This is a genomic window from Nonomuraea composti (assembly GCF_012034275.1).
Taxonomy (GTDB): domain Bacteria; phylum Actinomycetota; class Actinomycetes; order Streptosporangiales; family Streptosporangiaceae; genus Nonomuraea; species Nonomuraea composti.
On record NZ_JAATEP010000024.1, the window covers coordinates 91,449 to 105,862 of the forward strand.

Annotated in this window: 10 protein-coding genes; 2 read left to right on the plus strand and 8 right to left on the minus strand. The window is 74.6% G+C overall.

Translation table 11 applies throughout. The features are described from left to right. The first annotated feature begins 19 nt into the window (after positions 1 to 19). Positions 20 to 1,000: an aldo/keto reductase gene (locus tag HCN51_RS30495; protein ID WP_168014019.1), complete on the plus strand. Its 981-nt coding sequence runs from the start codon at positions 20 to 22 to the stop codon at positions 998 to 1,000. Here HCN51_RS30495 and HCN51_RS30500 read toward each other — a convergent pair. The 5 genes from HCN51_RS30500 to HCN51_RS30520 form a co-directional block, all read right to left on the minus strand. Further along, on the minus strand, positions 997 to 2,175 hold the full coding sequence (locus tag HCN51_RS30500; protein ID WP_168014021.1) for a tetratricopeptide repeat protein: 1,179 nt from the start codon (positions 2,173 to 2,175) through the stop codon (positions 997 to 999). The genes HCN51_RS30495 and HCN51_RS30500 overlap by 4 nt on opposite strands. A gap of 34 nt (positions 2,176 to 2,209) precedes the next feature. Then, the gene (locus HCN51_RS62465) at positions 2,210 to 3,583 is read right to left on the minus strand and encodes an AAA family ATPase (RefSeq protein WP_168014023.1); all 1,374 of its coding nucleotides are present in this window, start codon (positions 3,581 to 3,583) and stop codon (positions 2,210 to 2,212) included. 76 nt (positions 3,584 to 3,659) lie between these two features. Further along, a complete protein-coding gene (locus HCN51_RS30510) occupies positions 3,660 to 4,076 on the minus strand; it encodes an SgcJ/EcaC family oxidoreductase (RefSeq protein WP_168014033.1) in 417 nt (138 codons plus the stop codon). A 95-nt stretch (positions 4,077 to 4,171) separates the two neighbouring features. Beyond that, entirely contained in the window at positions 4,172 to 5,464 is a 1,293-nt protein-coding gene (gene ccrA / locus HCN51_RS30515; protein WP_080044788.1) for a crotonyl-CoA carboxylase/reductase, read from the minus strand. Continuing rightward, entirely contained in the window at positions 5,461 to 11,055 is a 5,595-nt protein-coding gene (locus tag HCN51_RS30520) for a type I polyketide synthase (RefSeq protein WP_168014035.1), read from the minus strand. Before HCN51_RS30520 ends, ccrA begins: the two co-directional genes overlap by 4 nt. Before the next feature lie 217 nt (positions 11,056 to 11,272). Between HCN51_RS30520 and HCN51_RS30525 the strand changes: the two genes are divergently transcribed. Next, a complete protein-coding gene (locus tag HCN51_RS30525) occupies positions 11,273 to 12,388 on the plus strand; it encodes an alpha/beta hydrolase (protein ID WP_240973401.1) in 1,116 nt (371 codons plus the stop codon). Here HCN51_RS30525 and HCN51_RS30530 read toward each other — a convergent pair. The 3 genes from HCN51_RS30530 to HCN51_RS30540 all read right to left on the minus strand — a co-directional run bounded on the left by HCN51_RS30530 (position 12,385) and on the right by HCN51_RS30540 (position 14,405). Beyond that, positions 12,385 to 13,410, minus strand: a complete 1,026-nt coding sequence (locus HCN51_RS30530; protein WP_168014037.1) for a protein-L-isoaspartate O-methyltransferase family protein — start codon at positions 13,408 to 13,410, stop codon at positions 12,385 to 12,387. The genes HCN51_RS30525 and HCN51_RS30530 overlap by 4 nt on opposite strands. Positions 13,411 to 13,424: 14 nt before the next feature. Beyond that, positions 13,425 to 13,757, minus strand: a complete 333-nt coding sequence (locus tag HCN51_RS30535) for a hypothetical protein (protein WP_080044784.1) — start codon at positions 13,755 to 13,757, stop codon at positions 13,425 to 13,427. Between the two features lie 120 nt (positions 13,758 to 13,877). Then, complete coding sequence (locus HCN51_RS30540; RefSeq protein ID WP_168014039.1) at positions 13,878 to 14,405, minus strand: GH36 C-terminal domain-containing protein; 528 nt, start codon at positions 14,403 to 14,405, stop codon at positions 13,878 to 13,880. Positions 14,406 to 14,414 lie beyond the last annotated feature (9 nt).

Sequence of the window (14,414 nt, forward strand, 5' to 3'; positions counted from 1 at the left end):
TGGCGGCAGGATCGGAGCCATGAAGACAAGGACTCTCGGCGGTTTGCAGGTTCCCGCGATCGGATTCGGCGCCATGGTGCTCTCGCCCGGCGTGTACGGCGAGGTGGACGACACCCGCGCCGAGACCGCGCTCAAGGCGGCACTCGACGCCGGCGGCACCCACGTGGACACCAGCGACGCCTACGGCGTGGACGGCCACAACGAGCGCCTGGTCGGCCGCGCGATCAAGGGCCGCAGGGACGAGGTGGTCGTCGCCACCAAGTTCGGCCTGGCCATCCCCGAGGGGGAGCCGAGCCGCGCCCAGCCGGTCGGGTTCGCCTTCCGCGAGCTGCGCGTCAACGCCGATCCCCGCCTGGTGCGCGGCTACGCCGAACGCAGCCTGCGCAACCTGGACACCGACGTGATCGACCTCTACTACCTTCATTACCCCGACCCCGGCGTGCCCATCGAGGAGACCGTCGGCGCGATGGCCGAGCTGGTGCGCGACGGCCTGATCAAGCACATCGGCCTGTCGAACGTGACGGCCGCCCAGCTCAGGGCCGCGCACGCGGTGCACCCCGTGACGGCCGTGCAGAACGAGTGGTCGATGTGGCGGCCCGTGGACCCCGGCCTGCTCGCCGCCGCCCGCGAGCTCGGCGTCGGCATCGTGGCGTGGAGCCCCCTCGGCACCGGCTTCCTCACCGGCACCGTGCAGGCACTCGGCGAAGGCGACTTCCGCCACAACGCGCCCCGCTTCTCCGCCGAGAACCTGGCCGGCAACAACGACCGCTACGCCCCCATCAGGACGCTCGCCGCCCACCTCGGCATCACCCCGGCCCAGCTCGCCCTGGCCTGGCTGCTGCACCAGGACGAGCACGTCGTCACCATCCCCGGCAGCCGCACCCCCGCCCACATCGAGGAGAACCTGGCCGCCGCCGACCTCACCCTCCACCCCGACACGCTGGCCAGGCTCGACGAGGCGCTCGCCAAGTTCGAGGTCAGCGGCGGGACGCTGCTCTAGATGCGGCCTCTGACCAGGCCGGCGAGCCAGACCGTGGCGATGGCCGCGTACATGGCGAGCAGGGCCACGCCCGGGTTCGAGAGCAGTGCGGCGACGGCGACGGCGGCGCCCAGCAGGGCCGCCCAGCCGTACAGGACGGCCCGGCGGCGGGGCGCGCCGGTGTGCGCGGCCTCCTGCACGGGGGTGACCATGGCCGCCACGGCCGCCCCCGCTGTCCCGAGCACGTCCTGGCCGAGCGCGCTGCCCGCGCCGAGCAGCGCCGCGCCCGCCGCCACCAGGCCCAGGCAGAGCGCCGCCACCCGCGCCTCCACGCCCTCGAACAACAACCGGGTCGTCCCGCCCCGGGTCAGGCGCAGCGTGGTCCACGCCTCGGCCACCCAGCCCACCCAGTGCAGCAGCGCCAGCACGATGAAGACCAGGATCACCGGCGGGACCGCGGGCAGCAGGAATACCAGCCGCCACCCCTGCGGGAACCTGCCGCGCAGCCGCGACAGCCGCCGGTAGACCGGGTTGCGCTGCTTCAGCGCCGCCACCAGCAGGTCCCTGGCCGGGCCGAAGCCCGGATCGAGGCGGAGCACCTCGCGGAACTCCTCCGCCGCCCGCCCCGGCTCCCCGAACCGCAGCGCCGCCCGGCCGCTCACGAAGTGCGCCGTGGGGCTCTCCGGGTCGATCCGCAGGGCGTGCGCGGCGGCGGCACCCGCCTGGCGGGCGTCGCCGAGGTTGGTGTACGCCAGCGACACCAGGCTGACCAGGTCGGCGTCCTCCGGCTCGAAGCTCAGGCCGCGCAGCGCCGCGTCCGCCACCGCCTGCCACTCGCCCTTCAGCAGGTGCGCGCGGGCCAGGACCTCCCAGGCGGGGGCGTACTCGGGGGCGAGGTCCAGGGCCGTGCGGACGGCGGCGATCGCGTCGTCCGGGCGGCCGGCCCGGTTGTGGACCTGGGCGGCGGCGTAATGGGGGAACCACTGGTCGGGGGCGAGGCGTACCGACTCCCTGGCCTCCGCGACGGCCTCGTCCACCTGGCGCTGCTCGATCAGCGCCAGCGACAGCAGGGCGTGGCCGGTGACGTGCTGCGGCTCCCGCGCGAGCAGGCCGCGCAGCTCCCGCTCGGCGTCGGCGGGCCGCCGCAGCCGCAGCAGCGTCCGCGCCCGCTCGACCGGATCGGCGGCCGTCACCACGGCCCGCGCACCCGCCTCATCCGGGACGCTTCCGCTACCACTTCATCTTCACCCAGGGCATCAGCTCGTCCCAGGCGCCGGAGTCGTTGGCGTGCATGACGTAGTTGCGGGCGGTGCCCATCCACTCCCGCACCGCCGTGGGCCGCACGCTCTTCGCGGCGGCCAGCAGGTCCTGCGTGGTCAGCGGGATCGGCCGGCCGGCGCTGATCGACTGCTGCAGCTTGGCCTCCACCGCCCGGTCCACCACGCCCTTCAGGTCCGCGCCCACGAAGAGCTCGGTGGCCTGCGCCACGGCGTCGTAGTCCATCTCGGCCAGCGGCTTGTCGCGGCACAGGATGCGCAGGATGGCCGCGCGCGCCTGCTGGTCGGGTGGCGGCACGAACACCGGCTGGTCCAGCCGTCCGGGCCGGCGGAAGGCAACGTCCACGTACCAGGGGGCGTTCGTGGCGGCCAGCACCAGCACGCCCTCGTTGGCGTTCTGGTCCACGCCGTCCAGCTCCGACAGGAACTGGTTGACGAGCTGCCGCCCGTGCGCGCTGCGCATGTCGGAGCGGCGGCCCGCCAGCGCGTCCACCTCGTCGAAGAACAGCACGCACGGGCGGTTGCGGCGGGCCAGGTCGAACGTGGCGCGCAGGTTGCGCTCGCTGTTGCCGACGTACATGTCGAGGATGTCGGCCAGGCCCACGTTGACGAACGCCGCCCCCAGCTCCCCTGCGGCGGCCCTGGCCAGGTGGGTCTTGCCCGCGCCCGGCGGCCCGTACAGCAGCACGCCGCCGCCGGCGCGCTTGCCGAACGCGGCGAACATCTCCGGCTGCTGCGTCGGCAGCAGCAGCTTGATCCGCAACGCCTCCTTGACCGTCTCCATGCCCGCCACGTCGGCGAAGGAGACCCCGGACCGCTCCACCTCCGCCGTGCTCGCGTCGCCGGGCTGGGGGACGGACGGCAGGAACGGCGACTCGGCCGGCTCGCTCGCCATCGGCGCCGGCGGCCGGGCGGCGGGGGTGGACGAGCCGGTGATGCGCGCCTCCAGCTCCTTGTCCGCCACCGACGCGTCGCGGGAGGTGGCCTCGTAGTAGCGGTAGGCGGCCTTGGCCGGGTCACCCTCGCCCAGCAGCGCCCGGGCCGCCAGCACGCCCACCGCCGGCGGGTAGCCCGGCGTCGCCAGCAGCGGCTCCAGCGCCGCCATCGCCGCGCCGAACGCGCTCTGCCGGATGAACGCGTCCGCCAGCCCGCCGATCAGCTCGGGATCCTGCGGGGCGAGCGCGAGCGCGGCGCGGAACTCGGCCTCGGCGTCCGCCAGGTACCCCTTGGCGAGGAGCTGCCCGGCGAGGTGCCGCCGCAGGGGGAGGTTGTCCGGGGAGAGACGCGCCGCCTCGCGGAGCGCCTGAAGGCCGGCATCGTCGGGCACGTGCCGTTCCCTTCTGTCGCAGTTTCGGTCATCTCGGACTACGCAAGATACCGAAATCTCGCCTACCTGGGGTTATTCACGCCCTGATAGGGGTGGTCTGCGCGGAAGCGATCCTCCAGGCGCCGTCCTCCTCCCGCACCGCCACGTACGTCAGCCAGCCGGACTCGGCCGGGAGCGCCGCGCGCGGGTCCCGCCGCACCTCCGGGTCACGGCCGTCGAACACCCGCTTCATCGACGTCACGATCGCCACGTCCGGCCGGACGAACCGGATGTCCGCCACCTCCGTCCTGGTGATCACGTCCGCCAGTGGTGACTCCAGCGCCGCCTTCATCACCTTGGTCAGCGCCTCCTTGCCCGCCACCCGCCGTCCGGCGATGTTGACGATGGCGGTGTCGGCGGTGTGCAGGGCGATGAACGGCTCCACGTCGTTCTGGTGTTTCTCGGCCTCCGCGACCAGGCTCCTGATCGCGGCGATGTCCGTGCTGCCTGCCATGACGACCTCATCTCTCTTTTCGGAGCGCTTCGCTCCGATAAGAGCATGCTATTAACGGAGCGCTCCGCTCCGCAAGAGGGCCGGCAGCATGTGGATCAGCGGAACAGGCGCAGGCGATCCTCGCCGATCCGCTCGCGCAGCTCGTGGTCCTCCACACCCAGCCCCTCCTCCGGGGCCAGCGCGAGCACGCCCACCTTCCCCACGTGCTGGTTGAGCTGCACGGCACGGGCCGCGTCCGCCGCCTCCACCAGCGGGTAGACGGTCGAGAGCGTCGGATGGATCAGGCCCAGCGAGATGAGCCGGTTGATCTCGTGGCACTCCTGGTAGTTCGCGCCGTGGGAGCCGATGATCCGCTTCAGCTTCATCCACAGGTGCCGGTTGTCGTACTCGTGCGCGTACCCGCTGGACGAGCCGCACGTCACCACCGAGCCGCCGCGCCTGGCCACGTACACGGAGGCCCCGAACGTCTCCCTGCCCGTGTGCTCGAACACGATGGCCGGGTCCTCCCCCACCTGCCGCCTGACCTCCGCGCCCAGCCGCCGCCACGCCTTCTCGTCGCTCAGGTCGTCGAACTGCGCCCGGTCCACCACGTGCCGGCAGCCCATCCTGCGCAGCAGCTCCGCCTTCGCCGGCGAGCTGACCACGCCCACCGGGATGCCGCCGCCGCGCAGCACGAGCTGCACGCCGTAGCCGCCGAGGCCGCCCGTCGCCCCCCACAGCAGCACCACGTCGCCCTGCTTCATCCGCGCGCCGCGCTCGCCGACCAGCATCCGGTACGCCGTCGAGGCGCACAACATGTTGCAGGCCGCCTCCTCCCACGTCAGATGCCGGGGCTTGGCGAGCAGCTGCGTGGCCTTGACCACGGCGAAGTCCGCCAGGCCGCCGAAGTTCGTCTCGAAGCCCCACGCCCGCAGGTCGGCGGCCAGCATCCCGTCGTGCTGCACGACCGGGTCCTCGCCGTCCACGTACGCCGGGCTCGTCACCACCCGGTCGCCCACCCGCCAGCGGCGCACCGCCCGGCCCGTCCTGACGATCACGCCCGCCGCGTCCGAGCCGAGCACGTGCGTCGGCAGGTCGTGCCGCGGGTCCGTCCGCCCGAACCGCTCCAGGAACGCGAACGTCGGGATCGGCTCGAACATCGCCGACCAGACCGTGTTGAAGTTGATCGCGCTGGCCATCACCGCGACCAGCACCTCGTCCTCGGCCAGCTCCGGCATCGGCACCTCGCCGACGTGCAACGTCCGGCGCACGTCCTTGTCCGGCTCGTCCGGGTCGAACGTGCCCACCTCGTCCTTGCGCAGGTGGGCGGCCCGGTAGGTGGTCGGCACGTCCAGGCGCGCCAGCTCGGCGGGCTCCGCGCCTGCCACCACTGCCTGTGCCAGCGTCATAGCAGTCCTCCCAGGTGCTCGGCGATCATCTCGACGTGTGGGGGGTCGAGCAGGTCCAGATGGTGCGAACCGGGGATCTCGACGATCTCCAGCCGCGGGCAGTACGGCCCGAAACCCCTGGCCGGGTCGTCCTCATGGGCGTAACGGGAGTCCCGCACCGTCCAGGGGGTGGGCTCGGTGGAGCGGTAGAGCACGACCCGGCCGTGGTACGGGCTGCCGGGGCGGTACCGTTCGATGGCCCTGGTGTCCTCGTGCGAGGTCAGCTGGTGCCGCAGCACCGCGCCCGGCAGCGCCTCCAGGGCTCCCGACCCCGCCATCCGCGCCCTCACCAGGGCCGCGCGCTGCTCCTCCGTCAGGTCCCGCAGCTCGGCCGGGTCGAGCCGCACGTCCACGCCGTACGTCCGGCGCAGGTGAGCCGCGAAGTCCGCGTACCGGCGGGCCTCGATCTCCCGCCGCTCCTCCTCAGGCACCTGGTCCGGCAGGCCCGAGTCGATCATCGCCACCAGCTCGACGTCCGCCTCGCCCAGGCGCCGCGCGATCTCGAACGCCAGGATCCCCCCGAACGACCACCCACCCAGCCGGTACGGCCCCAGCCCCGCCTCCTTGATCACCTCGGCGTAACGCTCGGCCCGCTCGGGGACACCCAGGGCACCGTCCAGCCGCTCCAGGCCCCGGACGGGCGTGGCGGGGAGGCGGTCGGCGAGCAACGCGTAGACACCGGTGGTGCCGCCGGCGGGGTGCGCGAGATAGAGCGGCCTGCCGGCGGCACCGGCATTGAGCCGCCGGACGACCCCGCGTTCGGCCTCCGCCTCCTCCAACCCCCGCACCAGCTCGGCCAGCTCTGCCACCCTCACGACCCGTCGGTGGGCTTCGCTGATCCCGGTCGCAACGCCAGGATCCGCCGCGCCGAGCTGGACCGGCTTGCCCAGCTCGCGGCTCAGCACGGCGCATGCCTCGGGCAGGACGTCCGGCGGGACGGGGTCCGTGACGGACGGCTCACGGCCGAGCAGCCCGGCCAGCACCCGCACCACCTGCCGCTCCGCCGCATCCCTCGCCGCGACGGCAGGCGCTCCGGCCGCCGAGCCCAGCACCGCCGCGACGGCAGGCATGTCGGCCGCCAGCCCCAGCCCGGCCGCCACGGTGGGCACGTCAGCCAGCCCGGCGGCGGCGGGCACGTCGGCCGTCAAGCCCAGCTCGGCCGCGACCGTTCCCGCGAGGACGCTCACCGTGCCGCCCGTGAGCATCAGGGTGGTGGGCACCGCGACGCCGAAGTCGTGCTCGATCGTGCCGCGCAGCCGGGTCGCGGCCAGCGAGTCCAGCCCCAGGTCCGTCAGCGCCGCACCCTCGTCCAGCCCGTCCGCGCCGATCCCGAGCACGACCGCCACCCGCTCCTTGACCCGCACGAGCACGTCCTCGGGGGTGAGCGCGGCAGGATCCAGCGGGCCGCCAGGCTCCGGCCCGGCGACGGTCCCGCCCCGCACGCCCGCAGTCCCGCCGAAGCGGCCCGCAGGCCCGGACGCGCCCTCCGCGAGACCGGTTGAGCCGCCCGTCGGGCTGGTTGGTTCGGTGGTCACGGCGGTGAAATACGGGATGTGGGCGATGGCCGGAAATATCGTGACCGCTTCCCGCACGTCCACCTTGATCACACCGGCCGACATCCCGCCCCGGATCAGCACCTCCAGGGCCTCAAGCCCTTCCTCCGCCGTCAGCGGCGCCACCGCGGGCAGGGCGGCCGCGGCGGACGTGCCGGCCCACGGCCCCCACGCGATGGCGATTCCCGGCAGCCCTTCGGCGCGGCGCAGCTCGCACAGCCCGTCGAGCCAGGCGTTCGCCGCCGCGTAGGCCGCCTGCCCGGGGGAGCCGAGCAGGCCGGCCGCCGACGAGAACGCCACCCACCAGTCCAGGTCCAGCGCCTTGGTGGCCTCGTGCAGGCGCAGGCCGCCGTCCACCTTGGCCGCCCACACCCGCTCCAGGCTCCCCGCGTCCAGGTCGGCGGCCAGGCGGTCGTCCAGCACGCCGGCCGCGTGGATCACGCCGCGCAGCCGCATCCCTCCCGCCGTGGCCGCCGCCACCAGCCGCTCGGCCGTCCCGGGCTGGGCCAGGTCGCCCGTCACCACCTCGGTGATCCCTTTGGCGGGCGCCGGTGTCCGGCCGTTCAGCACGACCCGGCTGGCACCGCGCTCGGCCAGCCAGCGGGCGGCGAGCCGGCCGAGCCGGCCGGTCCCGCCGGTGACGATGTACGCTCCCGGCCCGGCCACCGGGTCCTGGCGGGCGGGCGGGACGGCGGCCGGGCGCAGGCGAGCCGCGTGACGCATCCCGTCCCGCCAGGCCACCTCGTCGTCTCCCGGGTCAGCGGTCAGTTCGGTGGCCAGGTCGGCGAGGTCGTCGAAGTCCACGAGCATGGCGTGGAGCTCCGGCCGTTCGAGGGCGAGCACCCGCACCAGGCCGCGCAGTGCCGCAGGACCGGGGTCGGGCCGGTCGCCCTCCAGGACGGCCTGGGCCCGCTCGGTGCCGATCGTGACGCGGCAGCCGCGGGCGGCCAGGGCGGCGACGTTCAGGATCACCCGCCGTGCCCCGGCCGGGTCGAGCCCGCGCGGGGGCAGGACGAGCACGGACGACGCCGGGCCGAGGCCGCCGGGGAGCGGCGCGGGGCCGGGGGAGGTGGCGGGCAGCACGAGGAGGGTGGCGGCGGGGCCGAGGAGGGCATGGAGGCGGGCCGCCCGCGCATCCCCCTCATCGGCCAGGATGAGCCACGCGCGGGACGGGCCCGCCTCCCGTGGTGGCTCGGGGACCCAGTCGCGTACGACCAGTCTGCCGTCCGGACCGGCCGGGCGCGACGGCGGCACCGGCCCGGCCCAGTGGCGGACGTGACGCCAGGGCGGATGCGGCACGTCCACGACGCGTCCCGAGGTGCGCGGGGCGACGCGGGTGGCGGCGGTGGCGAGCTGCGTGGACAGGTCGCCGGTCGTGAGGGTCGCGGCGGGCGGCAGGGTGTCGCGCAGCGCGCCGGTCAGCACGGGGTGCGGGCTCAGCTCGGTGAACAGCGTGTAGCCGTCCTCGGTGGCGGCGCGCACGGCCTGCATGAGCCGTACGGGACGCCGCACTCCCGCCGCCCAGTAGGCCGCCTCGAACACCGGCGCCTCGCGGGGGTCCTCGAAGATCACCGAGTAGTACGGCACCACGGGCTTGCCCCCGGCGACCCCGGCCAGCTCCTCCCTGAGCACCGGCAGCAGCGGCTTGACCTGCGGCGAGTGCCCGGCGCCCTCGGCGGTGAGCGTCCGGGCGAACAGCCCGCGCTCCGCCACCGACGCGGCGAACGCCGCCACCCGCTCCGGCTCTCCCGTCACCACGCACTGCCCGGGCGCCGCGTACACGGCCACGTGCAGGTCGGCAGGCACCTCGTGGGCGTCCACGGCCACCACGGCCATCGCCCCGCCGCCGCCGAGCCCGCCGAGGAGCCGGGCGCGCGTGCAGATGACCTTGACGGCGTCCGGCAGCGACAGCCCGCCCGCCACCACGGCGGCGGCCACCTCCCCCATCGAGTGCCCGATCACGGCGGCCGGCTCGAACCCGTAGGCCCGCCACGTCCGCGCCAGCGCGAGCTGGGCGGCGAAGAGGATCGGCTGGATCGTGGCGACGCCTGAGGGGAGCGGGTCGTGCACGTCGATCCCGGCCTCGGCGGCGAGCAGCGGGGCGAGGGTGTCGATGGTGTGGCGGTACGCGGGCTCGACGTCGTAGAGGCCCAGGTCGGGCGGCTGGGGCCGGTAGCCGCCGAACACCCAGACGGGCCCGGCATCCGTCCCCTGTGCGGCCGGTGGGACCTGGAGGCGGTGGAGCCGGTCGGCCAGCTCGGCGGGGTCGGCGGCCACCACGGCGGCGGCCGCCCTGCCGCGTCCGGCGCGCCGGGCGAGCGTGTGGGCGACGTCCCGCAGGTCCGGCTCGGGGCGCCAGGCGGCCAGCACGCGGGCGTGGTCGCGGACCCTGGCCTCGGTCGTGTCGGTGATCAGGAAGACGTGCTTGGCGGTGGCCACCGGGCGCGCCGAGCCGCCAGGGCCGATGTCGTGCGCACCCATGCGGACGTCGTCCGGGCCGGCGTCGGGCGGGTCGAGGCGGACATCCGGGCCGACGTCGTACGCCTCCAGACAGACGTGCGCGTTCGTGCCGCCGAACCCGAACGCCGACACCCCCGCCCGCGCGTCGGGACGTGGCCAGGCGGTCGGTTCGGTGACGACCTTCAAGGTGTCCCACGGGACGTGCGGGTTGGGGCGGCGGAAGTGCAGGCTGGGCGGGATGACGCCGTGGTGCATGGCGAGCACGGTCTTGATGAGGCCGGCGACGCCCGCGGCGGCCTCCAGGTGGCCGAGGTTCGTCTTGGCGGAGCCGAGCAGGACGGGGGTGCGGATGGCGGCGGCGATGGCGCGGGCCTCGATGGGGTCGCCGAGGAACGTGCCCGTCCCGTGGGCCTCGATGTAGTCGGGGCCGCGGTCGCCGTACACGTGCCGCAGCAGCGCCTCCTGGGCCTCTGGGTTGGGGGCGACGAGGCCGTTGGAGCGGCCGTCCTGGTTGACGGCGGTCGCGCCGACGAGCGCGAGCACGCGGTCGCCGTCGCGCAGGGCGTCGGTCAGCCGTTTGAGCACCACGACCCCGCAGCCTTCGGCGCGCACCATGCCGTCGGCGGAGGCGTCGAACGCCTTGCACCGGCCGTCGGGCGCGGTGCCGCCGCCGCGGTCGAAGGCGAGGGTGATCACGGGGGAGAGCAGGACGTTCACGCCGGCGGCGAGGGCGAGGTCGCACTCGCCGGCGCGCAGGCTGGAGACGGCGAGGTGGGTGGCGACGAGGGAGGAGGAGCAGGCGGTGTCGACGGCCATGGAGGGGCCGCGCAGGTCGAGCAGGTAGGACAGCCGGTTGGCGCCCATGCCGAGCGCCGCGCCGGTGGCCGTCCAGGCGTCGACGGAGGCGAGGTCGGCGGTGGTCAGGTAGGCGTACTCGTTGCCGGAGATACCGGTCCACACGCCGGTGCGGGTGCCGGCCAGCGATCGGGGCGCGATGCCGCCGTGTTCGAGCGCTTCCCAGGCGGTCTCCAGGAGCAGCCGCTGCTGCGGGTCCATGGCCGCCGCCTCGCCGGGCGCGATGCCGAAGAACTCCGCGTCGAACCCGGCCACGTCGTCGAGGAACCCGCCGTGCCTGGTGGCGGTCGCGCTCGCCGCCCCGAACGCCTCCCACCGGCCCGCGGGGACCTGGCCGACCGCGCAGCGGCCCTCGATGAGCAGGTCCCAGTACGCCCGGGGGCCGTGCGCGCCGGGGAAGCGGCAGCCGACGCCGACCACGGCGACGGGCTCGCCGGGCGGGGGCGCGGCGCGTACGGGAGGCTCGGGGGTGGCCAGCGCGCGGGCCAGGCGGTTCACGGTGGGGTGCTCCCACAGGAGGGTGGGGCTCAGCTCGCGGCCCAGCAGCTCGCCCAGCTCGGCCGCGACGGCCACCGACTCGCGGGAGGAGAGCCCGTACTCGCCCAGGGGCCGGTCGGGGTCCACGTGCTCGCCGAGCCGCTCGACGAGGAAGCGGCGGATCTCACCTTCGCCGGGTACGTCCATCAGCGCTCCCATGCATCTGGGGTGATCGGCCAACATACCCAGGGGCCGGGGGCGGGGGTCAGGCCCGGACGGAACATTCCTCGGCCGGGTTTTGTCACGCTGGTGATGATTTATCCGGCGGAGCGTAACCAGAGGCGGATTTTCGTACGGACGCTCATAGCCGCTCCCCCGCCGCACCGCCTACCCTCGCGTGCACTCCCGGCGAAGGGGCCCGACCATGTCCTCAAGCACGCAGCCGACCATGCGACCCGCCCGGCGCCGATGGCGGGCGCCGGTGGTGGTGGCGGTGGTGGTGCCGGTGCTCGTCCTGTCCGCGGCTCCGGGCGGGGCCGCCGCCGACCCTGACTGGTCGCTCTCCCCTGACAATCCAGCCACCGAGCAGCCGAGCACGAGCCCGACCCCGCAGCCCGCCCAGGACACCGGCTACCTGCCGTGGCAGAAGGCGCTGCCGGGGCCGGCCCGCGTGGTGCGCGAGCGCCGTCTCGACGCCCGCACGCTGGACGTGCTCATCTCCTCCCCCTCGGTCGGCCGCATGCTGCCGGTCCGCCTGCTCCTCCCGCGGGGCTGGTCGAAGGGCGCGAGAAGGACGTGGCCGGTGCTGTACCTGCTGCACGGCGGCGCGGACGACTACACGTCGTGGACCCGCATGACCGACATCTCCACCTATACGGCCGACCTGGACGCCATCGTCGTCATGCCGGAGGCGGGCCGGGCCGGCAACTACACGGACTGGTACAACGGCGGCAGGGGCGGGCCGCCCGCGTGGGCCACGTTCCACACGTACGAGGTGCGCCGGCTGCTGGAGATCGGCTACCGGGCCGGCACGCGGCGCGCCGTGGCGGGCCTGTCGATGGGCGCGTACGGCGCCGTCAAGTACGCCGCCCGCTACCCCGGCATGTTCCGCTTCGCGGGGGCGTACAGCGGCATCCTGGCCACCCGGCTCCCCGGCATCCCGGAGATCGTCATGAACGCCCAGGCCAGCGAGAAGCAGGACCCCCTCGCCCTGTGGGGCGACCCCAAGCGGAACAAGCGGGTGTGGGCCGCCAACGACCCCCTGGCCCTGGCGGCGAACCTCAAGGGTGTCAGCCTCTACCTGTCGAGCGGCACCAACAGCTTCAACGGCCCGCTGGACCCGCCGGGCTCACCGTGGCATCCGGCGCACCTGGGCGAGCCGATCTCGGCGTACACGGCGAAGGCGCTGAGCAAGCGGCTCAAGCGGCTCGGCATCCCGCACACGCTCCACCTGTACGGGAACGGCACGCACACGTGGCCGTACTGGATCAGGGAGTTCAAGACCTCGTACCCGATGATCCGCAAGGCACTGGGAGCCTAGGGGATGACGGCGCGGACGTCCCAGCCGGAGCCGCGCCGGTGCAGGCGGGGCTCCAGGTCGGCCATGCCGGGCCGGCCGCGCTCGCGCCATTCGCGCGCCCACCGGTGGAGCCGTTCGGCGGCGGCCGGGGCGCCCGCGACGAAGAGGTCGTCGGCGGGGCCGACCAGGGCGACGCCGTCGGGCTGGGAGTAGCCGGCGCCCCAGCCCTGGGCGCCGAGGGCGGCCGTGGTGAGCCCTTCGGGGCGGGCGGCCATGAGGTAGGCGTGCAGGTCGGCGCCGCGCTCGCCGGGGACGGGCCAGGGGGTGTGCCATCCGTCGGTGATCATGAGTTCGAGCAGCCGCATGCCGACGGCCGGCTCGTGGGCGCGCAGCCATTCGGCGGCCACCCACCACATGCGGCCGGCGGCGTCGCGGGTCAGCGCGTCGACGCCGTAGGACGGCACCGGCCAGTGGTCGTGCGGCTCGGGCCTGGCCTCGGAGAAGCCGCCCGGCATCAGCAGGTCGGCGGCGAGCCGGTCGGGGGCGGGGCCGCGGCGCAGGCGGACCACGGCCATGGCGCGGGCCAGCGGCGCGAGGTGGACGGGGCTGACGAGCACCGCTCCGGGCACGGCCTGCCGCACCCAGACGTCGGGCACCCGTACGGGCGCGACCCACGCGATCACCCGGTCGTAGCGGGAGTCGGGGACCCAGCGCGTGCCGTCGCCCGTGACCAGCCGCACGTTGCGGCAGCCGTCGCTCTCCAGAAGCTTGGCGGCCCGCGCGGTCAGCCGGGCGTCGATGTCGATGGAGGTGATGTGCCCGCCGGGCCGCACCAGCCGCGACAGCACGGCGGCGGTGAACCCGGACCCGGTGCCGATCTCCAGCACCCGGTGCCCGGGCTCGACCTCCAGCCGCTCCAGCATCCTGGTGACGACGGCGGGGCCGGCGGTCTGCGGCAGCCGCGCGCCGTCGTCGAGGGCGAGGTAGGCGGGCTCGTCGACGCAGGCGAGAGCGCGCCGTACCGCCTCCCGCGCCTGCGTCATACGAGAGATACCTCCTAGGGGACCTTGATCTCCTTTTTCTTCGTGGCCCCGATGACCTCGATCCCCTCGGTGCCGAGGATGCCGTCGAGCGGCAGCGACACCGTGTAGGGAGCCGTGGCGGGAAGGCCGACGCCCGGCAGCGAGCCGACGACCTCGATCCCCCAGAATTCCGGCTGACGGATGTAGACCAGCGGGGAGAGCCTGACTGTCATGTTGAGATACGGCTTGGTGCCGCTGACGATCAGGATGAACGAGTTGGGCACGATGCCCGGGACGACTCTCGCCTCCTCGAAGTCGATCAGCCGAACGGAAGACGGAGCGGGCAGCTCCTCAAAGTTCTCAGCCATGGTTGATTCCCCCTTCGCGCGATGCGTGAAACCCCGGCGCGGGCGGTGACCCGGCCCCGCTCCCAAAGTCGCACGCGCCACCACGGCCGAACAGGTCCACTCAGCGTCTTCGCGGCCCGGCTACACCTTCTTGAGCACGGCCCGCTCGCTGCGGTGGCCGGCGCCGATCGGCGCCCACGCGGCGGGCCTGATGCCGGCGCCCAGGAGCGTGGCGCCGTGCCGGCGGGAGCCGTCGGACTCCAGCTCGTACCCGGCGTCGGGGTCGAGCCCGGCCAGCCGGAGGGTGCGCGGCCCGCGCTTGGCGTTGCCGAGCGGGTTGTGGGCGAGCACGACCACCTGGTCGCCGGACACGTACTGGACGGCGGAGCGCTCCTGCCCGGGGGTGCCGGCCAGCCGGTACTGCGCGCCCTGCTGGACGGTCCTGCGGACCCGCTTGTACTGGGCGATCAGCTCGGCGGCCGTCTCCAGCTCGCCCGCCGTCCACTCCGACGGGTTCCCGCCGACGCCGAGCACGCCCGCCATCGCGACGTGGAAGCGGTAGCGCAGCGGCATCGCGCGCCGGGTGGCCGGGTTGGGCGAGTCGGTGACCAGCGCGTCGAGCCAGCCGAGCGCCCACGCGCGGACGTCGTCGCGGGCGAAGTCGAGCACGAGCTGGCC